The following is a 24,738-nucleotide window of genomic DNA, read 5'->3' as shown; positions in this document are numbered from 1 at the left end:
TCCGCTTTGTGGGTGCCCTCACGCTCATCCGGCCCCCTGTGGGGCCTTGGGTTGATGGATTGGGGTAAGTTCGATGGGCGATCCGAAAAGCTCGGCGGCTGGGGAGAAGCGCAAGGCCGAGCATGGCGACAAGACGATCATGAGCGATAAAAAGCCCGGCCGGCTGCGCGCGTTGTTCCGTAAAGCCGGTATCCGGGCCCGACTGTTCTCCGCTTTCGGGGCGGTCAGTTTTTTGACGGTGGCGGCCAGCGCCATCGCACTACTGTCCTTCACCAATGTTGGACAGGTGTTTCATCAGGTTACCAACAGCAGCGTCCCAACGATGACGGAGGCACTGCGGCTGTCATCGGTCAGTGCGGCGCTGTCGGCTGAGGCACCGGTGCTCGTGTCGTCCAAGAACGAAACAGAGCAGGCAGAACACAACGCGTCCCTTGCCGAACTCAGTGCCGAGATGGACGCTATCCTGGAAGCCCTTCGGGCACGATCCGGCCAGTCCGATCAACTGACGACCATTGACGGGTTGACCGAAGAAGCGAGGTCCAATCTCGAACTGCTTGGTCAGTCGGTTGGCGAGATGCTCAAGGCGCGCGCTGCCCGCGAAACGAAAATAGAAGAGATTACCAGTTTGCACGCCGATATTCTGGCAACGACCGTGCCCTTCGTCGACGACCTGAATTTCGACCTGGTGATCCGGGCTGACGATGCGTCGCTCATTGGCGGGGACGCGGTGACCGAACTCTTCGACGAAGGGGTGACGTCTCTGCGTGCGGTATTGCAGATCGAAGCGCAGTCAAACCTCCTGAATGGCATCTTGCGCGATGCGGCCAATACCACCGACCGCAGCCGGCTCCAGCCGTTGAAGGAGCGATTTGATGCGGCGGTGGCGACCTTGGGAGAGAACCTTCAGCAGGTGCCCGAGGGTGAGCAGGCGGAAGCGCTTGGTTTCCTGGTCGGAAGCCTGATTTCCCTGGGGGCCGACGAGATCAATGTCTTTACGCTGCGCACTGAAGAGCTTTCCGCTGCGGAGCACGCCGACGATGTTCTGGTGACCAGCCGTGAACTGACCGGGGAGTTGGCCGAGGCGGTCGATAGGCTGGTCGATCTTGCCGATGCCGAACTGAGCGAAGGCACGGGATCTTCCGAAAAAGCCATCGCAAACGGCAAGCTCTGGCTGGCAGTGATCGCTGCGATCAGTTTGATTTTTTCTCTGGCGATCACCTGGCTCTACGTCGGCCGCAACCTGGTGGCGCGCCTGACGGAAGTGGTCGTGGCCATGCGTGAAATCGCAGGCGGAAATCTCAAGACGGAATTGGCGGTGACGGGCAGCGACGAAGTCGCCGAGATGGCAAAGACCCTGATGGTTTTCCGGGACGGCCTGGCCGAAGTGGAAACCGCCAATAGCAAGATCGAGGAGGAACGCGCCGCGGCAACCATGGAGCGGCAGTCCGCCATGATGTCCTTGGCGGATGGATTCGAGACCACGGTACTCGGGGTCGTTGAATCCGTCTCCAGCGCATCGGGCGAGGTGCAGACGTCCTCCAAGGGCATGGCTACGACCGCGGAGAATGCCAAAACCCAGGCCGATGCCGCGGCCGGTGCAGCCGAGCAAACCTCAACCAATGTGCAGACCGTGGCCAGTGCGGCAGAGGAGTTGTCCACGTCGATCCAGGAGATCGGCCGCCAGGTCAACCAGTCCTCGAAAATCGCCGCCCAGGCAGTCGACAAGGGGCAACGCACCAATAAGCAGGTCGAGGGTCTGGCCCAGGCGGCTCACAAGATCGGCGAAGTCGTGCAATTGATTACCGCCATTGCCGAGCAGACCAACCTGCTTGCGCTCAACGCCACAATCGAAGCGGCGCGGGCCGGCGATGCCGGCAAGGGCTTCGCGGTGGTGGCCAGTGAGGTAAAGCAGCTTGCCACACAAACGGCCAGTGCCACCGAGGATATTGCCGAACAGATCACCGGTATTCAGGGTGCCACCCGCGATTCCGTATCCGCCATCAAGGAGATCACGTCGACGATTGCTGAGATCGATCACATCGGGACCGCTATCGCCTCTGCGGTGGAAGAGCAGTCGGCGGCCACGAAGGAGATATCGCGCAACGTTCAAGAGGCTGCCTCTGGTGCGCAGAAAGCCGGCAGCAACATCTCCGGCGTTCATCAGGCAATTGGAGAAACAGGAAACTCGGCACAGCGTATGCTCTCTGCATCAAGCACTCTGGCGGAGCAGGCGGGCGAGTTGAAAACGCAAGTGTCTCAGTTTCTCGACAAAGTGCGCAGCGCGTGATTGCGAGGGTGGCCGGCGGTGAACCCCGTTCCCACCGGTCATAGCGCGCTCAGTCCTCGGCGACCGTCCAGATGCGGGCATGGTCCTGCGCGCGCTCCGGCTTGATCACCCGCACCCGCTCCTTCACGCCATCGTCGGTCATCTCCCGTTCGATTGCGAGAAGGGTGCCCAGTTTGTGGTCGCTCAGGCTTGCCGCGTCGTCGAGTTCGGCACGGGCCGCCGGCAGAGCGGCTGCCAGACTGGGGGCGCCGTAGCGGATAACCAGGTGTTGGGCGAGCTGCTCGACAGTTCTGAAGAAGCCGGCTTCATCAATCTCCGCAATCTCAACCAGGGTCGTGTGACCGAAGCTCTCGACACCGAGCCAGGCCGTTCTGAAAGCCAGCTGTTGCTTGCGATCAGCACTCTCCAGATCGGTATCGGCAAAGGCAAATGTTCCCGGAACGGCCCATTCGCCCGGCTGGCAGGCGGGGTTGAAGATTTCCAGGTCGGAGCGGTCCAGCTGTATGGCGCGGGGAAGATACATTCCCGGAGTTTACAGCAGTTGTTGCCCGTGTCGGGAGTCCTTAAACTTCTGCGGGCAGCAGGCGGGGTTTCTTGCTGCGATAGAGATCCTGGTCCGCCAGAAAGACCAGCGTATCGGGCTGGCTGCTTCGGTCGTAGATCGCTGTGCCGAAGCTGGCCGATACGGGGAGGTGGCCGTCGCGCCAGGGGGAGTGGAGTTTGTTGACCCGGCTTGAGAGTTTTTGGGCGAGAAACGCGCTTTCTTCCGGCGATGTGTGGGTCATGATCACGGCGAACTCGTCACCGCCGACACGCGCTACATAGTCACTCTCTCGTGTGCTGCTTTTCAGGGCCTGTGCAACTACGCGCAGCATCGCGTCACCTGCCTGGTGGCCATGACTATCGTTGACGGCCTTGAAGTGGTTGAGGTCGCAAAGCAGCAGCAGGCCGGTTTCGCCCATCCGCCTTGCCCGGGCCAGCGCCCGAGACAGTTCCGTCTCGAAGCCGCGGCGATTGAGCAGATTGGTGAGTTCGTCGGTAACCGACAGGGATTCCAGATAGCGGATGCGCGCGCGCTGCAGGGCCATCGATTGCTCGGCTTCAGCCGCAGAAGCAAGCAGGTCGTCCAGAAGGCCCAGAGCCGAAGGACAAAGCGTTTCCGGCGCTTCATGAGCCAGGCGGCGCAATCGGTCGGCAGCCGAGCATAGCTGCGGCAAGCTGTCGGGAGCGATCAGCTTGTCGATTTTTAGACCATCCAGAAGGCCCGGAATCATCGTCATGTCCACCCGGTCTACAACATTGTTCCCAAGCCTACGTTGCAATTCATGGGCCAAGACAAGAGTGTAGTATTTCAACAGCTTAGGCTGGTAGCCCGGAGCGAGACCGGCAGGATTTGCCGCCTTCCTGACCAGTATTGCCGTCGATTTCGATGAGCTGCCAGGCGATTTGGCAGGGACCAATGAGTTTTCGGAAAGCCTTGATGTTTAACAGAAATGCAAGCACTTACACCTATTGACGAGGGTTGTTCGCAGGTGCGGACCCGGCTGCTAGGAAACCGACCATGTATCGTTATCGCTTGATTGTTCTGGCGGCCCTTGCCGGCATTTGGACCTCACCGGCATCGGCCGCAGGCGCCGGTCCTGCTGTCGATCTGGTGCCGCACTCTGCGACCTATTATCTGACCTTGGGCGATGCGACCAGCGTCAGCCCCGTTGTTCAGGCTCAGGGGCGTTTTGAGTTTGAATGGGCTGATGCCTGTGACGGCTGGACCGTCGTGCAAAAATTCCGTGTCCAATTGCTCTATGAGGACGGCTTTCTGGCCAGCTTCGGTTGGAGCCTTTCGTCCTGGGAGTCGAAAGACGGCAAGCGATATCGCTTCTTCGTTCGCCGCTTCGATGGAGCGGGGGAAAGCGAGCGGGTACGCGGCGAAGCCCAACTGGGCGACGACGGCTCCGGGCGGGCGATCTTTACCGAACCTCAGGAACGGGAAGTGGCTTTGCCCGCCGGTACGCTTTTCCCGACCCAGCATACCATCGACGTTCTCGCGCGCGCCGGGGACGGCCAAACACCGCACTGGCGGCTGGTGTTCGACGGTTCGGGTGATGAAGGCCTGTTCGGCGTGTCGACCGCGCTGTCGCGCAACCTGCCGGCCGGCGCAGAGACGCAGATTGCCAGTCCGCTGCTTTCCCAAGTGCCGTCCTGGCGTCTCAATCTAGCTTTCTACGGGCCCGATGAATCAAAGGCGGAACCCGAACAGGAGCAGGGTTTACGGCTCTTTGCCAACGGTGTGGTCGATGAGATGCGCCTGGACTATGGCGACTTTGTGCTGAACGCCGACCTCAGCGCTGTGGAATCGATTGCCGCTCCGGCCTGTTGAGCCTGCGGCCTAGATCGGATCATGTTTTGACGGAACCACTTCGTGGTTGCGCCAAAACATGATCCGATCGCCATCAAACAGTTAGAGCAGATTCACCCGGTCGATGGATCGCCTCCGGCGATTCCATCCGACCAGGATCTGCTCTAGTTTTTCTTGAGTAGCGGTCGGTCAGCGCTGCCTGTTTCATCCGCGGACGGCCGGCGCTCAACCGGCCGGGCGCCGAGGGCACGCCCTTTGACGATCGATTCGTTACCCAGCTTGCTGCGGACCTGATCCATCGCCATCTCTATTTTCACGCGCTTGTTGCGCTCGGGATCGAGCAGATCCGGAAGATCCGCCTCGTCGTCCGCTACCAGGTCGGCCGCGCCCACGCCGATCAGCCGGAAAGCCCGCCCGTCGGCTTCCTGGCGCAGCAGAGGTTCTGCGACACGATAGATTTCTTCCGCCATCTGCGTCGCCGCCGGCAGTCTTCGCGACCGGGAGATCAGCTTGAACTCGGCGGTCTTCAGCTTAAGTTGCACGCTGCCGCCGGCCAGGGAGGCGCGCTTCAGGCGCCGGGCGACCTTCTCGCAAAGCGGCCAGAGAGGCTCCAGCAGCCCCTTCGCCGTTGAGATATCGGTGTTGAATGTGGTTTCCGATGATATGCTCTTGGTCTTGCCCTGCGAAATGACGCTGCGGTCGTCCTCGGCTCTGGCAAAGTGATAGAGACGCTGCCCGATCCGGCCATAGCGGGCGACCAGTTCGGCTTTCTCGAAAGGCAACAGGTGACGGACCATCGAGATTCCGTCGCGGGCAAGGGTGGCGCGCAGCGACTTTCCCACGCCCCAGATGATGCTGACAGGCTGGCCCGCCAGGAAATCCCGTGCTTCGCCACGGCCGATAACCGCGAAGCCGCGGGGCTTATCCAGGTCGGAGGCAATCTTCGCCAGGAACTTGTTGAACGAGAGACCGATTGACGCGGTCAGCCCTATGTCGCTTTCGATGCTCCTCACCAAGCCTGCGAGGCTGCGGGCCGGCCAGCCGTGATGGAGCACCTCGGTTCCCGTCAGATCCAGGAAAGCCTCGTCGATGGAGATCGGTTCGACTAGCGGTGTCAGCGCGTTCATGCGCTCGCGTATTTCTTTGCCGATCGCACTGTACTTGGCCATGTCGGGGCGTACGACGACGGCATCCGGGCAGGCCTTGAGAGCCTTGAACATGGGCATGGCAGAGTGCACCCCGTACATGCGCGCGACATAACAGGCTGCGGAAACGACGCCGCGCCGGCCACCGCCGACGATAACCGGTTTATCGCTCAGTTCCGGGCGGTCGCGTTTTTCAACGCTGGCGTAGAAGGCATCGCAGTCGATATGGGCGATCGCCAGGCTATCGAGCTCGGGATGGCGGATCAGCCGTGGGCTCTGGCACTGCAAACAGCGGACCGGCTCGCTGGAGCCGGATGCCGGCCCGTCTTCGGAGGGGGGGCCTCCGAAGACCTCCAGGCAGTCTCGGCAGATGGCTGGCACGGCTCACACCAGCTCGCGGGTAGCGTCGGCAAGCTCGTCCGGGCGCCATAGTTGCGCGGCGCCGAAAACGCCGCTGGAATCGCCATGTGCCGCCTTCACCAGTTCTGTCGTCAGATGATCTGAGAAAACGAACTGCGGCAGGAGGCGCGGTACGTTCTGGTAGAGGCGCTCGATGTTCGAGACCCCGCCGCCGAGCACGATCACGTCCGGGTCGAGGATGTTGATCATCGGCGCCAGGGCCCGCGCAAGGCGCTCCTCATAGCGTTCCAGCGCCTGGATGGCCGTCTGTTCCCCGGCGGCGGCACGGCTGGCGATCTCTGCGGCCGTTGCCGTGATTCCGGTAGTGCCCTCATAGTCGCGGGCCAACCCCGGGCCCGACAGGAACGTCTCAATGCAACCCTGCTTGCCGCAATAGCAAGACGGTCCGGGCTGCTCGCCCGGCTGCGGCCAGGGCAGGGAGGTATGTCCCCACTCGCCGGCAATTGCATTCCTGCCGATGTGGGGCCGGCCATTGATTGCAATACCGCCGCCGACACCGGTACCGATAATAACGCCGAACACGACCCTCATGCCGGCCGCGGCGCCGTTGGTCGCCTCGGAAACAGTCAGGCAGTTGGCGTCATTTGTGATGCGTAGCGGGCGGCCGAGCTGTTTGGCCAGGTCACGGTCGAGAGGCTTTCCCAAAAGCCAAGTAGAATTGGAGTTTTTTACTAAACCGGTGGCTGCAGAAAAGGCGCCGGGAATACCGATCCCGACGCTGCAGCGCTCCTTGAGTTCGTTCTCGACATTGTGAATCAGGCCTGCAATCGCCCTGATGGTCGCGCCATAATCCTGTCGGGGCGTTGCAATGCGCTGGCGAACCAGTGTTTTGCCATTATCAGACAAGGCGACCGCTTCTATTTTCGTACCGCCGAGATCAACACCGATCTGCATGAGACCTTTTACCTATTTTGCCACTTGGTCGCCGGAGTCACAGAACGTAGTGTAACCAAAGCTTACCAAAAATTAACTTTATCGTTCTATCAATGCGCTGAGGTCGGCGGTTTGGCGTTGCGGGTTTGCAGCGCGGGTGAACCAGCCGTTGTCAAAGGACTTGTCGGTGCCGTCTATCTCACAGACAGTGCCTCCCTATCATAAGCGCCATCGGGCAGGGCAATAAACATGATGAATGGAACGAACACCGTTACAAGCGAAGGCATGGCAAAGACCGTGCTGATCGTGGAAGACAATGAGCTGAACATGAAGCTCTTCCACGATCTTCTTGAGGCGCATGGATACAATATTCTCCAGACCAAGGATGGAATGGAAGCTTTGCGCCTGGCGCGCGAACACCGGCCCGACCTTATCCTTATGGACATCCAGTTGCCGGAGGTTTCGGGCCTGGAAGTCACGAAGTGGATCAAAGAGGACGATAACCTCAAGGCCATTCCGGTTGTCGCGGTGACCGCCTTTGCGATGAAGGGCGATGAAGAAAAGATCCGCGAAGGGGGTTGTGAGGCCTATATCGCCAAGCCGATCTCTGTCGCCAATTTCCTGGAGACGGTTGAGCGGTTCCTGAGTTAGTCGCGGCGAGGCATAGCCGGCCATGACCGCCCGCATACTGGTCGTCGACGATATTCCAGCCAATGTGAAGTTGCTCGAGGTTAAACTCTCGGCAGAGTACTTCGACGTGCTGACCGCTTCCGACGGCCCTTCCGCCATAGAACTTGCCCGCAGCGAAGCGCCGGATCTCATCCTCAGCGATGTCATGATGCCCGGCATGGATGGCTTCGAGCTCTGCGAGCGCCTGAAGGCCGACCCGGCGACAAGCCATATTCCCCTGGTGATGATAACCGCCCTCAGCGACGTAGCCGACCGGGTACGCGGGCTGGAGGCCGGCGCCGACGACTTCCTCACCAAGCCGGTCAACGATATTGCGCTTTTTGCCCGTGTTCGCTCCCTGGCGCGCCTCAAGCTCATGATGGACGAGTTGAGAGTCCGCCAGGCCGCCAGCGGTAATGACGAGGTTCTGGCGGAAAATGACGTTGAGGTCGAGGACACGATCGTCGACGCCCGGATCCTGCTGGCCGATGCCAGCCAGACCCTGGCCGGCAAGGTTTCCGACTATCTGGCGGAAGACGGCCACCGTACCGACCACGTCAAGACCGTGGATGAGGCCTTGAGCGCAGCACAGGGCGCCGACTTCGATCTGCTGATCGTAAGCCTGCATCTTGGTCAGGAGGACGGCCTTCGGCTGTGCTCGCAATTCCGCTCCCAGGACGACACCCGTCACGTGCCGATCCTGCTGCTTCTCGACGAGGAGGATCTTCCCCGCCTGCCCAAGGGCCTGGAGATCGGGGTTACCGACTATGTGATCAAGCCAATCGACCGCAACGAGCTGCGGGCGCGCACACGCACCCAGATCCGCCGCCGGCGCTATCACGACAAACTCCGGGATATGCTGCGCAGCTCGGTCGCGCTGGCCTACACCGACACTCTTACCGGGGTCTACAACAGGCGCTATATGAGCGCTCACCTCGACCGCAAGATCGTTGAGATTGCCGAGACGGTGAAGCCGGTGTCGATCCTGATGTTCGATCTCGATCACTTCAAGAGCGTGAACGACACGCATGGCCATACTGCCGGCGACGAGGTGCTGCAGGAACTGGCCAATCGGGTGACCCGCGGCATCCGCGACCTTGACCTGCTGTGCCGCTACGGCGGTGAGGAGTTCGTCATCGTGATGCCGGATGCGGACGTCGATGTCGCGGTGAACGTGGCAGAGCGGGTCCGTAGTCTCGTCGCCGACCAACCCTTTGCGATCTCGGGCAGCGACACCAGCCTTGACGTGACGATATCGATCGGCGCGGCAACGACCCGGGACCCGATGGAGACGCCGGAGGCGCTGATTTCACGGGCCGACGAGGCGCTCTACGGTGCCAAGGAAGCGGGCCGGAACCGGGTTCGCTCGGCTGAGCTGGAACTGCGCTCGCAGCGTTCCATAGCCACCGGTTCCGCCGGCGGGGAGTAATCCGGCCGCCCTCGGACGGACAGGCACAGTCAGCAGGCCCCAGGTCCGCAACAGACCCCTGAAGACAACCCAAAAACAAAACGGCCGCCCGGGAAGGGCGGCCGCTTGAGCAATCCGGGATGAACCCGGACTATTTCATTTTGGATTCCTTGAAGACCACGTGCTTGCGCGCAACGGGGTCGTACTTCCGGAATTCCATCTTTTCAGTCATGGTGCGCGGGTTCTTCTTGGCCACATAAAAATAGCCGGTGTCCGCGGTACTCACCATCTTGATCAATTGCGTCGCTGGCTTGGCCATGTGCGCTATCCTTTACCTGAACTCATCGAGCGTGCGGCGAAAATACTGGCCTGTGGCTTCCTGTCAAGCCCGGCCGGGAGCCGATATCGGCTTTCCTACTGTATACGAATAAAATCCTAGAACTTCAGCCGCCCGAAGACCTCAGCAGGCCGACTTTTGCTTCTGCCGTATTGGGCACACCCTGAAGGGCGCGGGCAAAAAGACCCGGGTCGTGCAACAGCCGGGTCGCCACCTGGAGGTCGATTTCGGCTTCCTCCTCCCTGGTCGGGCAGTTGGCGCGCAGGGATTCGACGGCCTGATCGTCATTCGTGTCGATATCGCGCCGCCGCAGATCCCCAGCAAGGGGGAGGGCGCCGCTTCTGATCAGCGAGAGCACATCCTCCGCCGCCGTCACGTCGCCTGTGGTGCAGATATCGGGCAGAACGCCGCGGCGGTGCAGCGCATAGCCTGAGGGCGCATGGAAGCGGGCCCAGGTAAGGGTGAGCTCGCCCTGGTTCGGCAGCCGCAGGACCGTCTGCACGGTTCCCTTGCCAAAGGAACTGCTGCCGACCACGACCGCGCGCCCGGAATCCTGAAGCGCCGCGGCCACGATTTCTGAAGCCGATGCCGAGCCGCCGTCGATCAGCACCACCATGGGAATTCCCTTGGTCAGGTCCTCACGGCTGGCACTGAAGTACTGGTGGCTGTCGGGGTGGCGGCCATGGGTGGAGACAATACGGCCATCCGTAATGAAGAGCTTTGAGACCTCAACAGCCTGATCGAGCAGGCCGCCGGGGTTGCCGCGCAAATCGAGGATGAAGCCTTCCAGCTCGTCGCCGATCTCATTCTGAGCCTGCTTGATTTTCTGCTTCAGGCTGTCGGTGGTTCGCTGATTGAAGCCGGAAAGGCGGATGTGGGCAAGATTGCCCTCGCGGTGATAGCTGGCCGTCTGCGGGACGATATGGGCGCGCACGACAGCAACCGAGATGGGGGTTTTGCCGGCTTCGCGATCGATTTTCAGATTAACTTTGGTCCGTACCGGGCCGCGCAGGCGCCGCACGACTTCGCGTTGGGACAGACCCTCTACGCCGGCGCCGTCGATCGAGGTAATGACGTCATCATCAGTCAGGCCGGCTCTCTCGGCCGGCGTGTCTTCCATCACGGAAAGTACAAGCACGCCTTCTTCAATCAGGCGGATACGAATGCCGATGCCGCCGAAACCGTCGCGGCTGGCGCGATTCTCGCGCGCGGCTTCACGCCCCGCGTAGCGCGAAAAACTGTCGAGCTGGCTCAGAACGCCGTCGAAGACCGCTTCGTAGAGCTGCTCCGGTTCCGCAGAGTCCAGGTCGTTCGAGTGGTAGCGGCTGGCGCTGATGGTCGCCGCGGTCAGAGCGCCCCAGGCCTTGGCATCGTTGGGATCGGGCATGGGATAGCTGGCCATCGAGGTGCCGTCGACGCTGACCCGCAGGAGGTTGTCGTCCTGCTCGACGCCGATGGCCGGGTCGATGCTGGCGAGACTGCCCATTCCGGCAATGGCCAGCTGGGAGACGGAAACTTCCTCGATAAAGATGTCCGAGACGTCCTGATAGCCGATGCTGAACAAGCGCTCGGCGCGCGCCTCATCATAGCCGAGGGGCGGAGCGCTGTCCTGCGAGGCACAGGCAACCATAAGAAAAGCAAGGCAAAGCGGACCGGCGCGGCGCAGCAGGCCGCGAAAATCCAGAACCTTAATTTCTACCGTCTTGTAGAACCCTAACCTCATTGCCACCCTTAGGAACCCCCGTTATGCCCCTTGGACCAAACAATAAACGAAGTCGTTAACCTTGCGCAAAGCACAAATTCAACAGTCATGAATGAAATCAAATCAGATTTCTCTGACAGTAAGCGCCGAGCAGGGTCAAAGATTCGTTAACATCCAAGTAATAATCCTCTACCGAACCTTTCGCCCTCTGGGTGTTTTCGGCCCAACGCCGGCGCCCCGCCTGCTGTTTCCGGTACTTTTTGACCGTTTGGGTTTGCCTTTGTCTTTGTTGGTTTTGGTCGATTTCCTGGTCTTACGCTGAGTTTGTGGCATTTTTCGGACCGTGTTCCGGTCCCGATCGCCGGAGGCGCCCGGTCTACTGCTTGAGCGTGTATTGCCGTCGCCTTTGCTGCTTTTGGTCTCGCCGTTATTTGTTTCGATCAAGGAGAGGATCAGCCCACCGGTCACCGGTTCAGCCTCCAGCAAGCGAACGCTTACCCGGTCGCCCAGCCGATAGACCCGGCCCCAGCGCTGGCCCTCAAGACTATGGCGCGATTCGACATGGTGGTAGAAATCGTCGGGCAGGGTGCTGATCGGGATCAGCCCGTCGGCGCCGTTGTCGTCCAGCGTCACGAAGAGCCCGAAGCGGGTCACGCCGTTGACCCGCCCTGAGAATTCGTCGCCAACCCGGTCTTTCAGGTATGCCGCGGTGAAGCGGTCGACCGCGTCGCGTTCGGCGGCTGAAGCGGATCGCTCTGTGGTGCTGATGTGGGATGCGGTCTCATCGAACTGCCCTTCGGCATCCGCCGGCAGACCATCCTTTCCCAGCTTCAGGCCGCTGATCAGGGCGCGATGGACCATCAGGTCGGCATAGCGCCGGATCGGCGAGGTGAAGTGGGCGTAGTGGGTGAGGGCGAGGCCGAAGTGGCCGATGTTCTCCGGGCTGTAGATCGCCTGGCTCTGGCACCGCAGGACAAGATCGTTGACCAGGCCGGCTTCCGGTTTGCCGGCGGCCTTGGTAAGGAGCTGCGTCAACAGCCGGGGCCGCACCACCTGCGATGCATTGAGACGCAGGCCCAGGCCCTCCAGCACCTCGGCCAGCGCCTTCAGACGGACTGGGTCCGGTTTGTCGTGGACCCGGTACATGCAGGGCCGGCCCAAGCGCTCCAGTTCCTTGGCGGCGGCTACATTGGCCGTGATCATGAATTCTTCGATCAGGCGGTGGCTGTCCAACCTCTCGCGGGCATCGATACCGACCACCTGACCGTCGTCCGACAAGCGGATCTTGCGCTCCGGCAGGTCCAGCTCAAGCGTTCCGCGTTTCTCCCGGCCGTTCAGCAATGCCTGATAGGCCCCGTAGAGCGCCGGCAGCACCGCCTCAAGTACCGTCTCGTTGCGGCCGTCGCCGGCTTCCACGGGGCGGCCGTCCCTGGCGGCCTGGACTTCTTCATAGGTCAGACGTGCGGCAGAGCGCATAAGGCCGCGAACGAAGCGCTGGCGCAGCAGCAGGCCGTCCCGGTCGATCCAGAGGTGCGCCGCCATGCAGGGACGATCCTCTTTCGGGTTCAGCGAACACCAGCCGTTGGAGAGAGCCGTCGGCAGCATCGGCAGCACCCTGTCAGGAAAGTAGACGGAGTTTCCACGCGCATGCGCAGAGCGGTCCAGGGCGCTGCCGGGCCGGACATAGTGGGCGACATCGGCGATCGCGACCAGCAGGTGCCAGCCCCCGGCATTCTTCGGGTCGTCATCGGGTTCGGCAAAGACCGCATCGTCGAAGTCGCGTGCATCCGCACCGTCAATTGTGACCAGCAGGAGGTCGCGCAGATCCTCCCGCTTGCCGAGCCCGACGGGACCTGCGGCTTCCGCTTCGGAGACGGCCTCTGCCGGAAACTCACTGATCAGACCGTGCTCGTGCAGGGTTATAAGGCTGAGGGCCTTGGGATCGTCGCCGCGCCCGAGGCGCTGGAGTACGCGGGCTGAGCGCAATCCAAGGCGCTGGCTGCGCCGGCGCTCGGGCAGGACTTCGGCCAGCACCAGCTCGCCCGGTTCCGCACCCGCCGCATTTTCCGTGGTGACGATAAAGTCGCTCTTGGCCCGCTTGTCGGTCGGGCGCAGCCGTCCGCCCTCGCTACCCAGTTCATAGATGCCCAGCACCCGGCGTTGCGGGCGGTCGAGTTTGCGGATGACCTGCGCTTCGTAGCTTCCGTCACCGGTCTTTTTCAAACGGGCGAGAACCCGTTCGCCGACGGCCAGTGCCGAGCGGCTGCTGCGCTCAGGCGCCAGGTAGATGGTCGGCGGCGGCCGGTCTTCCTCCCAAACCGTGGGCCGTGCCAGCATTTCACCGTCTTCGTCGAGCCCGGATACTTCGACGACCAGCACATTCGGCAGATGGCCGGGCGGCGCCAGACGGCGTTGCGGCTGTTTGGCCAGAAGGCCTTCGCGTTCGAGGTCTTTCAGAAGCGCTTTCAGGCGAATGCGGTCGCTGCCTTTGATACGAAAGGCGCGGGCGATTTCACGTTTGCCGACGGGTTCCGCGCTTTCATTGATGAAGGCGAGAACCTGCTCTTTGGTCGGGAACGATGTCGAGCGTGCCTTGCCGGCGGGGCCCTTGCTGCGCGGCAAGGTCAGTCGGCGGCCGTCGGGCTGACGGCTTTCTTCTTCGCTGCCGCTTTCTTGGTCGTTTTCTTTGCCGCCTTCTTCGCTGGTTTTTTTGCGGCCTTCTTTTTCGCGGCTGGTTTTTTCTTAGCAACCTTCTTCTTCGCGGCCGCCGGCTTTTTGCCGGCCTTCTGCGCCTTCTTTTCGGCCTGAGCAACCAACAGCGGCAGGGCCTGCTCCAGGGTCACGGTCTCCGGATCGATGTCGGACGGGATCGAGGCGTAGAGCTTCAGATGCTTTACGTAGGGGCCGAAGCGGCCCTTGCCCTGGGTGACGGGTTTGCCGTCATCGGGGTGATCGCCCAGCGGGCGTCCCGCCGCTGCGCCGCGCTTCGGTGCCTCGGCGATAAGCGTGACCGCCCGGTTAAGCCCGATCGTCAGAACGTCGTCGCCCTCGGTCAGGGAACGATAGGTCGAGCCATGTTTCACATAGGGCCCGTACCGTCCGATGCCGGCGGTGATTACCTTGCCGTCTTCCGGATGAGTTCCGACTTCACGGGGCAGGGCGAGCAACGCCAGGGCCTTTGCCAGATCGACATCTGCGGGCGACAGGCCTTTGGGCAGGGATGCGCGCTTGGGCTTGGTATCACCGTCGGGTTCACCAACCTGAAGATAAACCCCAAAGGGCCCCTTGCGCATGGTGATCGCCTGGCCGTCTTGCGGATCGTCGCCCAGCACCTTGGGGCTGGTGAGATCGACGCCATCGATTTCTTCGTCGTCGCCCGGTACCGCCAACGGACGGGTGAAGCGGCAGTCCGGATAATTCGAGCAGCCGATAAAGCCACCGTTGCGGCCAAGCCGAAGCCCGAGGCGGCCTTCCTTGCAGGAGGGGCAGACACGTGGATTCTTTTCCGGGTTCTCCGGATCGGCCGGGAAGAAGTGCGGGCCGAGGTCTTCGTCCAGGGCGTCGATCACCTGGGTGATCGAAAGGCCGCTGGCGCCCTCGACGGCCGTGCTGAAGGCCGACCAGAAGTCCCGCAGGACCAAACGCCAGTCGATCCGCCCGCCGGAGATGTCGTCGAGTTTCTCCTCCATCTCGGCGGTGAAGTTATACTGAACGTAGCGCTCGAAAAAGCTGGACAGGAAAGCGACGACCAGTCGTCCGCGGTCTTCCGGCGTGAAACGGCGTTTCTCCAGGCGCACATAGTTGCGGTCCTGAAGCACCTGCAGGATGGAGGCATAGGTGGAGGGGCGGCCGATGCCGAGCTCCTCCATTTTCTTCACCAAGCTGGCCTCGGTATAACGCGGCGGCGGCTGGGTGAAGTGCTGTTCCGGCAGAACCTCGCGCCGGCTGACGGCATCCCCCTCGCTGAGTTTCGGCAGGCGGCGGTCGCCCGGCTTGTCGTCATCGCCGTTGCCATCGGCGGGCTTGTCGTCCCTGCTTTCCTGATAGAGCGTCAGAAAGCCATCGAAGGTGACGATGGATCCGGTGGCACGCAGCTGCGCGACACCTTTGTCGACGTCGATGTCGACAGCAACCTGATCCAGCTCGGCGCTTGCCATCTGGCTGGCGACCGTGCGGTTCCAGATCAGCTGGTAGAGTTTGCGGCCGTCGTCGTCGAGATAAGAGGCCATCTCTTTCGGGCGACGGAAAAGATCGGTCGGTCGGATCGCTTCGTGGGCTTCCTGTGCGTTCTTCTGCTTCGACTTGTACTGCCGCGGCGCCGCCGGCAGATAAGGATCGCCGTAGTCTGCCGAGATCAGCGAGCGGGTGCCGTCCAGAGCCTCCTGGGCCATGGTGACACCGTCGGTACGCATATAAGTGATGAGGCCGACGGTTTCGCCGCCAAGATCGATGCCCTCGTAAAGCCGCTGCGCGACGCGCATGGTTCGGGTGGTGCCGAAACCGAGTTTGCGCGAGGCTTCCTGCTGCAGGGTCGACGTGGTGAAGGGCGGGTAGGGGTTGCGCTTGCTTTGCTTGCGCTCGACCGAGGTCACGGAAAAGCTGGTGGCGGCCTCAAGCTTCTGGGCCGCCGCCTTTGCCGTGCCTTCGTCGGGCAGACCGAACTTATCGAGTTTTTCGCCGCCGAGCTGATTCAGGCGCGCTGTGAAAGGATTGCCTTCCACATTCGCCATGTTGACATCGATGGACCAGTATTCCCGCGCCTTGAAGATCTCGATCTCGGCTTCGCGCTCCGATATCAGGCGAAGAGCCACGGACTGGACGCGGCCGGCCGAACGGCTGCCCGGCAGCTTGCGCCAGAGCACGGGCGAAAGGGTGAAGCCCACGAGATAGTCCAGCGCGCGGCGCGCCATGTAGGCGTCGATCAGTTCCTGGTTGAGGCTGCGGGGATGCTCGAAGGCCTCAAGGATCGCCTTTTTGGTGATCTCATTGAAGACCACACGTTCGACGCCCACACCATCAAGAACGTTGCGGCGTTTCAATTCGTCCACAATGTGCCAGGAGATGGCCTCGCCTTCGCGATCCGGATCGGTGGCGAGATAGAGGTGTTTGGCGTTTTTCACCGCATCGGCGATTTCACCGATACGCTTTTCGCCTCGCTCGTCCACCTGCCAGATCATCGAGAAGTCGTCGTCGGGCCGCACCGAACCATCTTTGGCCGGCAGATCGCGGACATGCCCGTAGCTGGCGAGGACGTAAAAGTCTTTGCCCAGGTACTTGTTGATGGTTTTCGCCTTGGCGGGCGATTCGACTACGACAACGTTCATATGGCTGGATAATTCGGACAGTTCTTTACGATCTTCCTAACGTGGGTCCGGCGCGGTGGATATGCCACCAAGGTGTCACGCGGCGCCGACCGGTGAATAAGGCCCGTCGTCATAATGGGTCCGCGGGTGCTTTGTAAAGCCGCGCAACACGGTTTCCCGGATGACGCTCGATCCTTCCAGCCAGTTCCAGGTCCAGCAGCGCGTTGTGAACGGCGGCAATCGGCAGGCCGGAGCGACGGACCAATTCGTCCACCATCAAAGGTTCGGCGCTGAGCAGATCTTCAAGATTATGGTGTTCGCGCTCGCTGCCCGGTTGCGCTGGGGCCGGGGCGTCGTCCAAGGTCGGCTCCGGCGTTGCAAGCTGTTGTCGCCGGAATCTGCCGAGGTCTTCCAGGACCTGGCTGGCGGACTCGACCAAGGTAGCCCCTTCACGGATGAGATGGTTACAACCGGATGCGCGCGGGTCGAGGGGCGAGCCGGGAACGGCGAAAACGTCACGTCCCTGTTCCGCGGCGAAGCGGGCGGTGATGAGCGAACCGGACCGACGCGCCGCTTCGACGATGACCACCCCGAGGCAAAGACCGGAGATAAGCCGGTTGCGACGCGGGAAGTGCCGCGCCTGCGGCGTGATGCCGAGCGGGATCTCTGAGATAACGGCGCCTGCCTGCTGCAGATTCTTATGAAGCTCTTTGTTCTCCGGTGGATAGACGATATCGACGCCGCCGGCCAGGACCGCGATGCTGGGGCGGGGCAGGCAGCCGCGATGGGCGGCCGTGTCGATGCCGCGGGCCATGCCGGAAGCCACAACGAAGCCGGCCTCTGAGATTTCGCGGGCGAGGCCTTCGGCAAACCGGCGACCGTTCGCCGAGGCATTGCGCGCGCCAACGATGCCGACGCTTGGCAAAGTCAATGCCGTCGGATCACCGAGAACGGCCAACAACGGCGGGGCATCCTCCAGATCCCTCAGCAGGGGCGGGTAACCGGGCTCCGGCAGGGCAAGCAATTGCACCCCCGCCTTCCGCGATGCCGCCAGTTCCGATTCAGCCACTTCTTTTGTACAGACGCGAATCCGTCGTTTGGCCCCGCCCCGACCGGCCAGACTGGGCAGCGCCTCAAGCGCGGCGGCGGGTGTTCGAAAGCGCTGCAGGAGCTGCTTGAAGACGATGGGCCCGACATTCTCGGACCGAATAAGCCGCAGCCAGTCGAGGCGTTCCGCATCGCCCAAAGGTTTAGCGTGTTGTGTCTGCATCGCGCTAAAATCGTCACGCGTGGCGGAAAAGGTCAAGGTTTTCCGCTTGTGCGCACGGCAGCTCGCGGTTGCTGATTACTCCGTCTTGCTGCCGATCCGGGGTTCTTCGCCTTTGAGAAGGCGACGGATGTTGGGGTGGTGCCGCCACCAGACGAGGAGAGCGACGGCGCCCGTCAGCTGAACCATTTGCAGATCGGCCAGCAGGAACCAGCCGAGGAGCGGCGCTGCGGCCACCGACGTCAATGACGCGAGCGAAGAGGTGCGCAACAGCAGCGCGACCAGCAGCCAAAGGCCGCAGCAAAGGGCGCCCAGCGGGAACGAGAGGGCGAGGAAGACCCCCAGGGTCGTGGCGACCCCTTTGCCACCTTTGAAGCCGAGCCAGACCGGAAAGAGGTGACCGACCACCGCACCGAACGCTGCGGTCAACGCCATATCCGGGCCCCAAAGTTGGGCGATGAACACGGCTGCCGCCCCTTTGCCGGCGTCGAGCAGAAGGGTGGCGGCAGCCAGGCCTTTGCGTCCCGTGCGCAGCACATTGGTGGCGCCGATGTTGCCGGAGCCAATGTTGCGTACATCGCCGAGCCCGGCCAGCCGCGTGAGGATCAGACCAAACGGCAGAGCGCCGAGGAGGTAACCGCCGGCCAGAGCCGCTGCCAGATAAGGCCAGGCGAATTCCCAGGATATCGGATCAGGCATCGCGGGATGCTTTCCTAGATCGGATCATGTTTTGTCGAAACCACTTTGTGGCTTCGACAAAACATGTGAATCCGATCGACATCAAACAATTAGAGCGGATTCACCTAGTCGATGGATCGCCTCTGGCGATTCCATCCGACCAGGATCTGCTCTAGGCGGCATCGAAGAGGGTGCGCCCGTCGACCACCGTGCGCCGCACGCGCCCTTGAACCGGCATACCTTCGAAGGGTGTATTTTTGGATTTGCTTTCAAAGGTTTCTGGGTCGATTCTTCCGGCACGGTTGAGGTCGAAAATGAGTAGGTCGGCCGGTCCTCCCTTGATCAATTGCCCGCCTTCCAGGCCGAGGATTGCTGCCGGCTTGGCCGTGAGGCGGGCGAGCAGATCGAGCAGTTCTATTTTTTCCGAATGATAGAGTTGCAGTGACAAGGGCAGCAGGGTTTCCAAGCCAACGATGCCGGGCTCGGCGATCGCGAAGGGAACCCGTTTGGATTCCTGGTCGTGCGGACTGTGGTCGCTGGCGATGGCGTCGATCGTACCATCGATCAGTCCCTCGACCACGGCGCAACGATCATCCTCGCTGCGCAGGGGCGGCGAGACTTTGGCGAAGGTCCGGTAGTCGGCGACCGCGAGCTCGTTGAGGATGAGATAGTGCGGGGCGGTGTCGCAGGTCACATCCAGGCCGCGGGCTTTGGCCGAGCGGATGGCGTCGACCGCGGCAGCGGTTGAGACATGCGCCACGTGGTAGCGGCCGCCGGTCAATTCGACCAGACGCAGGTCCCGTTCGATCATCATGACCTCGGCCACCCAGGGAATGCTCGGCAGGCTCAGCCGGGTGGCCATCTCGCCGCTGTTCATGGCGCCGCCCGCAAGGCTGGGCTCTTCCGGGTGTTGGACGATCAGGTGACCGAAGGTCTTTGCGTAGGAGAGGGCGCGGCGCATCACCTGGGCCGAGGCGATGGCCTTGGTGCCATCGGTGAAGGCGACGGCTCCGGACTCGCCCAGCAAGCCCAACTCGGTCAGCTCCTGGCCCGCGGTGCCCCTGGTGACGGCGGCATAGGTGTAAACCTTGACCCGTTTTTCCTCGCGGGCGCGGCGCGCGATGTATTCCACCCCGGCTACGTCATCGATAACCGGGTCGGTGTTGGGCAGGGCAACCATGGACGTCACACCGCCGGCAGCGGCGGCGCGGCCCGCGCTGTTCATGGTTTCCTTCTGCTCTTCACCAGGCTCGCGGATGTTGACGCGCATGTCGACGAGGCCGGGGGCAAGGCAGGCACCGGCACAATCCACTGTCTGGACGCCCGAAGGGACGCCTTCGGCAAAAAGCCCGGGGCCAAGGTCGCTGATGCGGCCATCCTCGGCCAGCAGGGCGCCGGGCGTGTCGAGGCCGGAGGCCGGGTCCAGCAGTCTGGCGTTGATGTAGGCGGTGCGGTGTTTTGCGGGCAGAGGCGTCATTGGCATGCTTGCTCCTGCATGAGGCGGGCTGCCATGAGGTTGCTGTTCAGGGTCTCAAGACAGGCCATGCGCACGGCAACCCCCATTTCCACCTGTTCGCGGATGACCGAACGGTTGATGTCGTCGGCGAGATCGCTGTCGATTTCGACCCCGCGGTTCATGGGGCCGGGATGCATGATCAGGGCGTTCGGCTTGGCGGCCTGTAGCTTATCCTGATTGAGCCCGAAGAAGTGATAGTACTCCCGCGTCGAGGGTACGTAGCTGCCCTGCATGCGCTCAGTCTGGAGCCGCAACATCATGACGATATCGCAACCTTTGAGGCCCTTGCGCATGTCGTGAAAGGTCTCCACGCCCATGCGCTCGACCTTGCCCGGCATCAGGGTCGGGGGGGCGATCAAGCGGACCCGGGCGCCGAGGGTGTTGAGCAGGTGAATGTTGGAGCGGGCGACCCGGCTGTGGGTTATGTCGCCGCAAATTGCGACCAGGAGGCCCTCCAAGGTGCCGAGGCGCCGCCGGATGGTCAGGGCGTCAAGCAACGCCTGCGTTGGATGTTCGTGGCTGCCGTCGCCGCCATTGATCACCGCGCAGTTGACCTTTTCAGCGAGCAATTGGACGGCCCCGGAATCCGGATGCCGGACCACCAGGACATCGGGGTGCATGGCGTTCAGGGTCATCGCCGTGTCGAGCAGGGTTTCCCCTTTCTTGATCGACGACCAAGCCACCGACATGTTGATAACATCGGCGCCCAGGCGCTTTGCGGCAAGCTCGAAGGATGTCCGGGTACGTGTTGAATTTTCGAAGAAAAGATTGATTACAGTCCGACCGACCAGCAGGTCTTTTTTCTTGTCGCTGCCGCGATTCAGATCGACGTAGCCGTCTGAAAGGTCAAGGAGGGAAATAATCTCTGGAGCCGTCAGCCCCTCTATCCCGAGGAGGTGCCGGTGCCGATAGCCGCCAGGGGCTGCCGTTCTTTGTGCCGAAGTCATTAAAGCGGTCTTATGGCATCCCCTTGTTTGTTGGGCAAGCCGCGGTGTTCAGGAGTTTGCGACAGGGTGTCCCTCCAGCCGTCAAATGACGCCTTTTCCACGCAGTCGGGCGCGCTCTTCGGGACCGATATCAAGCAGTTCCTCAAAGACGGAGTCGCTATCCTGTCCGGCGCGCGGGGGGGCGAATCGATAGTCCACGGGCGTTTCGGAGAACTTGATGGGATTGCCGATCAGATCGACCTCGGCTTTTGCGCTACCGGCATAGGGCATGGAGATCTTCATATCCCGGGCCAGAACCTGTGGGTCGGCAAAGACCTGATCCACTGTGTTGACCGGGCCAGAGGGGACGCCGAGTTCCGCGAGGCCCTCGACCCAGGCCTTCTGAGGCTTTTGCCGGGTGATGTCCGGCAAGAGGGCATAGAGCGCCTCACGATTGCGGACCCGGGAGGCGTTGGTCAGGAAGCGCTCGTCCTCGGCCAGTTCCGGACAGCCGGCAAAGGCGCAGAAGCGGGCGAACTGGGCATCGTTGCCCACGGCAATGATCACATGCCCGTCGGCACAGGGCATCACCTTATAAGGGACAATGTTGGGGTGCTCGTTGCCTTGGCGCTTGGGGACCTCTCCGGAGGTGAGGTAATTCGATCCCTCGTAGGAGAGCCAGGCGACCTGGGTATCCAGCAGACCGAGATCGATGTGCTGGCCAAGCCCGGTCATCCCGCGATGGTGCAGGGCGGCGAGGATTGCCGAACTGGCGTACATGCCGCACATGATGTCGGCGATGCCGATGCCGACCTTGACGGGTTCGCCGTCGGCCTCTCCGGTGAGGCTCATCATGCCCCCCATGCCCTGGGCCAGATAGTCATAGCCGGCCCGCGATGCATAGGGGCCGGTCTGACCGAAACCCGTAATCGAGCAGTAGATGAGGCCTGGGTTGGATGCTTTCAGGTCGTCATAGCCGAGGCCGTAGCGGGCCAGGTTCCCGACCTTGAAGTTCTCCACCAGGATGTCGCAAAAGCCGATCAGGCGTTTGGCCAGGGCCTGTCCCTCCGGCTTTGAGATGTCGATAGAGACTGATCGTTTGTTACGATTGGCCGAAAGGTAGTAGGCGCTTTCAGTGGTATCGCCGCCGTCCGGTCCCGGGACGAAGGGAGGGCCCCACTTGCGCGTATCGTCGCCCTGTCCTGGGCGTTCGATCTTGATGACGTCGGCGCCCAGATCGCCCAGCAGTTGGGTACAGGTGGGGCCGGCCAGAATGCGGGTCAGATCAAAAACCCGCAGTCCGGAAAGAGGTGCGGTCATGCGGCGAATGTCCTCGGCAGGCAGAATACGACAGCCTGTTTGTGACGTTCCGCTTGGCCAGGGTCAAGAAATGCCGTCGTTTTGTGCGGGGCGATCAGAGTTTGCGGCATGGCTGGCGATGGCGTCGAGGGCCCCTTGCAGGATATAGGCAGCCGCCATTTTATCGACGACTTCCGAACGGCGTTTGCGGGTCATATCGGCCTCGTCGATCAGAAAGCGCTGCACGGCCGCGGTGGAAAGCCGCTCGTCCCAGAATGCGATGGCCATGTGAAAGCCGGCCTTTTCCGAGAGGTTGCGGGCGAATTGACGGACCGACTGGCAGCGCGGCCCTTCGCTGCCGTCCATATTCACCGGCAGGCCGATGACCAGTCCGCCGACCCGGCGCTCGCTGCAGATCTCGGCTAAATGGGCGGCGTCCTGGGCGAATTTGGCCCGTCTTATGGTGTCCAGCGGCGAGGCAATCTTCAGGGCCGAGTCGGAGATCGCCAGGCCGAGGGTCTTGCTGCCGGGATCGATTCCCAGGAGCCGCTGGCCGCGGGCGAGCTTTTCTGGCAGATCGACAACTGCTGTTTCTATCATCATCAGGTTATAGGCAGGCTGGGAAGGCCCGGCAAGGCAGGCGAAATCCTGGCGGCGCGACCTTGCGGGGGAAGGGGGCGGGTGCTAGGTTCCGGCGGTTTTTCAACGCCCTGTACCCTTGTTTTGCCGCGCTGGCCAGTGCCGGTGGCTGATTGGGGGTGGGGCCTTCCGAAATGAGGGTGCTGGCCGATGTCGGTCGACAAAAATACCGTCGCGAAGATCGCGAGTTTGGCGCGCATTCGCCTTGATGAGGCTCAGGGCGAAGCCCTGGCCGGCGAGCTTTCCAACATTCTGGGCTGGATCGAGCAGCTCTCGGAACTGGATACCGAAGGTGTCGAGCCGATGACCTCGGTGGTTTCCATGACCCTGCCGCTGCGTGAGGATGCAGTCACCGACGGCGGTTACCCGGATAAGGTGACGGCCAATGCGCCGGAAGCCGCCCATGGTTTCTACGCGGTGCCGAAGGTGGTCGAGTGATGAGCGAACTGACCAACCTGACGATCGCAGGCGCCCGCGACCTGCTTGAAAAGGGCGAAACGTCGGCTCGGGAACTGACCGAGGCCCATGTTGCCGCGGTCGAAGCGGCGCGGCCGCTGAACGCGTTCATTACCGAGACGCCGGAAAAGGCGCTGGCGATGGCCGAAGCATCGGACAAGCGCCGGGCAGCCGGCGAGGCGGGCCTGCTGGAGGGCCTGCCGATCGGTATGAAGGACCTGTTCTGTACCGAAGGCGTGCTGACCACGGCGGGCTCCCACATTCTGGATGGCTTTCATCCGACCTATGAATCGACCGTTAGCGGCAACCTCTGGAATGCCGGGGCGGTGATGCTCGGCAAGACCAATCTGGACGAGTTCGCCATGGGTTCCTCCAACATGACAAGCTTCTATGGCGGGGTGGAGAATCCCTGGCGCCGGGCCGGGGATAATCGGCCGCTGGTGCCCGGCGGCTCCTCCGGCGGTTCGGCCTCTGCCGTGGCGGCGCGCTGTGCCCTGGGGGCGACGGGCACCGATACCGGCGGCTCGATCCGTCAGCCCGCGGCCTTCTGCGGCATCGTCGGGATGAAGCCGACCTATGGCCGCTGCTCGCGCTGGGGTGTCGTGGCCTTTGCCTCTTCGCTGGATCAGCCCGGGCCGATGGCGCGGACGGTTCAGGACACGGCGATCATGCTGCGGGCCATGGCGAGCTATGACCCGAAGGACTCGACCTCGGTGGATGCGCCGGTGCCGAATTATGAAGCCGCGATGACCGGTGACATCCGGGGCATGAAGATCGGTATTCCCAAGGAATATCGCCTCGACGGCATGCCCGACGAGATCGAAGCGCTTTGGCAGCAGGGCATCAAGTGGCTGGAGGAAGCCGGCGCCGAGACTGTCGAAATCTCCCTGCCGCACACCCACTACGCCTTGCCGACGTACTACATCATCGCGCCGGCGGAGGCGTCGTCCAACCTGGCGCGCTACGACGGCGTGCGTTACGGCCTGCGCGAGCCGGGCGAGAGCCTGGACGAGATGTACGAAGCGACCCGCGGCAAGGGCTTTGGTGCCGAGGTGAAGCGCCGGGTGCTGATCGGCACCTATGTGCTTTCCGCCGGATATTACGATGCCTACTACAACAAGGCGCGCCGTGTGCGCAGCCTGATCGCCCGGGATTTCGCCCAGGCCTATGAGAGCGTGGATGCCATCCTGACGCCGACCGCGCCGTCGCCTGCCTTCGGTCTTGGCGACAAGATGGATGACCCCATCGCCATGTATCTGAACGATGTCTTTACGGTGCCGGCTTCTCTCGCCGGGCTGCCGGGAATTTCGATCCCGGCCGGGCTGTCGAAGGACGGGCTGCCGCTGGGTCTGCAGGTCCTGGGCAAGGCCTTCGATGAGGAAACCCTGTTCAAGGTGGCCGGGGCGCTGGAAACGGCAGCGGGCTTCGATGCGCTGCCGGGCTTCCTGGCGGCTTAA

At 62.3% G+C, this 24,738-nt stretch carries 20 protein-coding genes; 6 read left to right on the top strand and 14 right to left on the bottom strand.

What is annotated here, in order from left to right; genetic code table 11:
- The first annotated feature begins 73 nt into the window (after nucleotides 1–73).
- The gene (locus HBA54_RS16800; RefSeq protein ID WP_167226700.1) at nucleotides 74–2,287 is read left to right on the top strand and encodes a methyl-accepting chemotaxis protein; all 2,214 of its coding nucleotides are present in this window, start codon (nucleotides 74–76) and stop codon (nucleotides 2,285–2,287) included.
- A 49-nt stretch (nucleotides 2,288–2,336) separates the two neighbouring features.
- On the opposite strand, the gene HBA54_RS16795 is transcribed toward HBA54_RS16800, so the two are convergent.
- Nucleotides 2,337–2,810: a DUF6505 family protein gene (locus HBA54_RS16795; RefSeq protein WP_167226698.1), complete on the bottom strand. Its 474-nt coding sequence runs from the start codon at nucleotides 2,808–2,810 to the stop codon at nucleotides 2,337–2,339.
- 40 nt (nucleotides 2,811–2,850) lie between these two features.
- Entirely contained in the window at nucleotides 2,851–3,567 is a 717-nt protein-coding gene (locus HBA54_RS16790; RefSeq protein WP_240932731.1) for a GGDEF domain-containing protein, read from the bottom strand.
- 281 nt (nucleotides 3,568–3,848) lie between these two features.
- Between HBA54_RS16790 and HBA54_RS16785 the strand changes: the two genes are divergently transcribed.
- Nucleotides 3,849–4,664 (top strand): EipB family protein, encoded by an 816-nt coding sequence (locus tag HBA54_RS16785; protein ID WP_167226696.1) that lies wholly within the window; start codon nucleotides 3,849–3,851, stop codon nucleotides 4,662–4,664.
- A 143-nt stretch (nucleotides 4,665–4,807) separates the two neighbouring features.
- Here the strand turns inward: HBA54_RS16785 and HBA54_RS16780 are convergent, their stop codons facing one another.
- Nucleotides 4,808–6,169 (bottom strand): DNA polymerase IV, encoded by a 1,362-nt coding sequence (locus HBA54_RS16780; protein ID WP_322096055.1) that lies wholly within the window; start codon nucleotides 6,167–6,169, stop codon nucleotides 4,808–4,810.
- A 3-nt stretch (nucleotides 6,170–6,172) separates the two neighbouring features.
- The gene (locus HBA54_RS16775; RefSeq protein WP_167226694.1) at nucleotides 6,173–7,102 is read right to left on the bottom strand and encodes an ROK family protein; all 930 of its coding nucleotides are present in this window, start codon (nucleotides 7,100–7,102) and stop codon (nucleotides 6,173–6,175) included.
- Between the two features lie 264 nt (nucleotides 7,103–7,366).
- Between HBA54_RS16775 and HBA54_RS16770 the strand changes: the two genes are divergently transcribed.
- Both HBA54_RS16770 and HBA54_RS16765 read left to right on the top strand, forming a co-directional pair.
- Nucleotides 7,367–7,732, top strand: coding sequence for a response regulator (locus tag HBA54_RS16770; RefSeq protein WP_167226939.1), 366 nt, complete (start codon nucleotides 7,367–7,369; stop codon nucleotides 7,730–7,732).
- A 22-nt stretch (nucleotides 7,733–7,754) separates the two neighbouring features.
- Nucleotides 7,755–9,179, top strand: a complete 1,425-nt coding sequence (locus HBA54_RS16765; RefSeq protein ID WP_167226692.1) for a PleD family two-component system response regulator — start codon at nucleotides 7,755–7,757, stop codon at nucleotides 9,177–9,179.
- A 130-nt stretch (nucleotides 9,180–9,309) separates the two neighbouring features.
- Here HBA54_RS16765 and rpmG read toward each other — a convergent pair whose 3' ends face one another.
- The 10 genes from rpmG to ruvX form a co-directional block, all read right to left on the bottom strand.
- On the bottom strand, nucleotides 9,310–9,477 hold the full coding sequence (rpmG, locus tag HBA54_RS16760) for a 50S ribosomal protein L33 (protein WP_167226690.1): 168 nt from the start codon (nucleotides 9,475–9,477) through the stop codon (nucleotides 9,310–9,312).
- 124 nt (nucleotides 9,478–9,601) lie between these two features.
- Complete coding sequence (locus HBA54_RS16755; RefSeq protein WP_167226688.1) at nucleotides 9,602–11,218, bottom strand: S41 family peptidase; 1,617 nt, start codon at nucleotides 11,216–11,218, stop codon at nucleotides 9,602–9,604.
- A gap of 168 nt (nucleotides 11,219–11,386) precedes the next feature.
- Nucleotides 11,387–13,819 (bottom strand): ribonuclease R, encoded by a 2,433-nt coding sequence (rnr, locus tag HBA54_RS16750; protein ID WP_167226686.1) that lies wholly within the window; start codon nucleotides 13,817–13,819, stop codon nucleotides 11,387–11,389.
- Between the two features lie 2 nt (nucleotides 13,820–13,821).
- On the bottom strand, nucleotides 13,822–16,521 hold the full coding sequence (topA, locus tag HBA54_RS16745) for a type I DNA topoisomerase (RefSeq protein WP_167226684.1): 2,700 nt from the start codon (nucleotides 16,519–16,521) through the stop codon (nucleotides 13,822–13,824).
- Nucleotides 16,522–16,630: 109 nt separating this feature from the next.
- Nucleotides 16,631–17,770 (bottom strand): DNA-processing protein DprA, encoded by a 1,140-nt coding sequence (gene dprA, locus HBA54_RS16740; protein WP_167226682.1) that lies wholly within the window; start codon nucleotides 17,768–17,770, stop codon nucleotides 16,631–16,633.
- Between the two features lie 75 nt (nucleotides 17,771–17,845).
- Nucleotides 17,846–18,466, bottom strand: coding sequence for a glycerol-3-phosphate 1-O-acyltransferase PlsY (plsY, locus tag HBA54_RS16735; RefSeq protein WP_167226680.1), 621 nt, complete (start codon nucleotides 18,464–18,466; stop codon nucleotides 17,846–17,848).
- Between the two features lie 151 nt (nucleotides 18,467–18,617).
- On the bottom strand, nucleotides 18,618–19,928 hold the full coding sequence (gene pyrC, locus HBA54_RS16730; protein ID WP_240932730.1) for a dihydroorotase: 1,311 nt from the start codon (nucleotides 19,926–19,928) through the stop codon (nucleotides 18,618–18,620).
- Nucleotides 19,919–20,908: an aspartate carbamoyltransferase catalytic subunit gene (locus HBA54_RS16725; protein WP_167226678.1), complete on the bottom strand. Its 990-nt coding sequence runs from the start codon at nucleotides 20,906–20,908 to the stop codon at nucleotides 19,919–19,921. The genes pyrC and HBA54_RS16725 overlap by 10 nt, the downstream gene beginning before the upstream one ends.
- 81 nt (nucleotides 20,909–20,989) lie before the next feature.
- Complete coding sequence (locus HBA54_RS16720) at nucleotides 20,990–22,207, bottom strand: CaiB/BaiF CoA transferase family protein (protein ID WP_167226676.1); 1,218 nt, start codon at nucleotides 22,205–22,207, stop codon at nucleotides 20,990–20,992.
- Nucleotides 22,208–22,270: 63 nt separating this feature from the next.
- Nucleotides 22,271–22,786: a Holliday junction resolvase RuvX gene (ruvX, locus tag HBA54_RS16715; RefSeq protein WP_167226935.1), complete on the bottom strand. Its 516-nt coding sequence runs from the start codon at nucleotides 22,784–22,786 to the stop codon at nucleotides 22,271–22,273.
- Between the two features lie 189 nt (nucleotides 22,787–22,975).
- On the opposite strand from ruvX, the gene gatC reads away from it, so the two are divergent.
- Together gatC and gatA are read left to right on the top strand one after the other, a co-directional pair.
- A complete protein-coding gene (gatC, locus tag HBA54_RS16710; protein WP_167226674.1) occupies nucleotides 22,976–23,263 on the top strand; it encodes an Asp-tRNA(Asn)/Glu-tRNA(Gln) amidotransferase subunit GatC in 288 nt (95 codons plus the stop codon).
- Nucleotides 23,263–24,738, top strand: coding sequence for an Asp-tRNA(Asn)/Glu-tRNA(Gln) amidotransferase subunit GatA (gatA, locus tag HBA54_RS16705; RefSeq protein WP_167226672.1), 1,476 nt, complete (start codon nucleotides 23,263–23,265; stop codon nucleotides 24,736–24,738). Before gatC ends, gatA begins: the two co-directional genes overlap by 1 nt.

The sequence above is a fragment of the Pelagibius litoralis genome (genome assembly GCF_011683915.1).
GTDB lineage: Bacteria > Pseudomonadota > Alphaproteobacteria > Kiloniellales > Kiloniellaceae > Pelagibius > Pelagibius litoralis.
Note: the sequence above shows the minus strand (reverse complement) of the source record. Positions and strands in the feature narration are given on the sequence as shown.

What these genes read in the sequence shown, in the direction of transcription:
- HBA54_RS16800 (WP_167226700.1), top strand. Translation starts at nt 74, where the DNA reads ATGGGCGATCCGAAAAGCTCGGCGGCTGGGGAGAAGCGCAAGGCCGAG.
- HBA54_RS16795 (WP_167226698.1), bottom strand. Translation starts at nt 2,810, where the DNA reads ATGTATCTTCCCCGCGCCATACAGCTGGACCGCTCCGACCTGGAAATC.
- HBA54_RS16790 (WP_240932731.1), bottom strand. Translation starts at nt 3,567, where the DNA reads ATGACGATGATTCCGGGCCTTCTGGATGGTCTAAAAATCGACAAGCTG.
- HBA54_RS16785 (WP_167226696.1), top strand. Translation starts at nt 3,849, where the DNA reads ATGTATCGTTATCGCTTGATTGTTCTGGCGGCCCTTGCCGGCATTTGG.
- HBA54_RS16775 (WP_167226694.1), bottom strand. Translation starts at nt 7,102, where the DNA reads ATGCAGATCGGTGTTGATCTCGGCGGTACGAAAATAGAAGCGGTCGCC.
- HBA54_RS16770 (WP_167226939.1), top strand. Translation starts at nt 7,367, where the DNA reads ATGGCAAAGACCGTGCTGATCGTGGAAGACAATGAGCTGAACATGAAG.
- HBA54_RS16765 (WP_167226692.1), top strand. Translation starts at nt 7,755, where the DNA reads ATGACCGCCCGCATACTGGTCGTCGACGATATTCCAGCCAATGTGAAG.
- rpmG (WP_167226690.1), bottom strand. Translation starts at nt 9,477, where the DNA reads ATGGCCAAGCCAGCGACGCAATTGATCAAGATGGTGAGTACCGCGGAC.
- HBA54_RS16755 (WP_167226688.1), bottom strand. Translation starts at nt 11,218, where the DNA reads ATGAGGTTAGGGTTCTACAAGACGGTAGAAATTAAGGTTCTGGATTTT.
- topA (WP_167226684.1), bottom strand. Translation starts at nt 16,521, where the DNA reads ATGAACGTTGTCGTAGTCGAATCGCCCGCCAAGGCGAAAACCATCAAC.
- dprA (WP_167226682.1), bottom strand. Translation starts at nt 17,770, where the DNA reads ATGCAGACACAACACGCTAAACCTTTGGGCGATGCGGAACGCCTCGAC.
- plsY (WP_167226680.1), bottom strand. Translation starts at nt 18,466, where the DNA reads ATGCCTGATCCGATATCCTGGGAATTCGCCTGGCCTTATCTGGCAGCG.
- pyrC (WP_240932730.1), bottom strand. Translation starts at nt 19,928, where the DNA reads ATGCCAATGACGCCTCTGCCCGCAAAACACCGCACCGCCTACATCAAC.
- HBA54_RS16725 (WP_167226678.1), bottom strand. Translation starts at nt 20,908, where the DNA reads ATGACTTCGGCACAAAGAACGGCAGCCCCTGGCGGCTATCGGCACCGG.
- HBA54_RS16720 (WP_167226676.1), bottom strand. Translation starts at nt 22,207, where the DNA reads ATGACCGCACCTCTTTCCGGACTGCGGGTTTTTGATCTGACCCGCATT.
- ruvX (WP_167226935.1), bottom strand. Translation starts at nt 22,786, where the DNA reads ATGATAGAAACAGCAGTTGTCGATCTGCCAGAAAAGCTCGCCCGCGGC.
- gatC (WP_167226674.1), top strand. Translation starts at nt 22,976, where the DNA reads ATGTCGGTCGACAAAAATACCGTCGCGAAGATCGCGAGTTTGGCGCGC.
- gatA (WP_167226672.1), top strand. Translation starts at nt 23,263, where the DNA reads ATGAGCGAACTGACCAACCTGACGATCGCAGGCGCCCGCGACCTGCTT.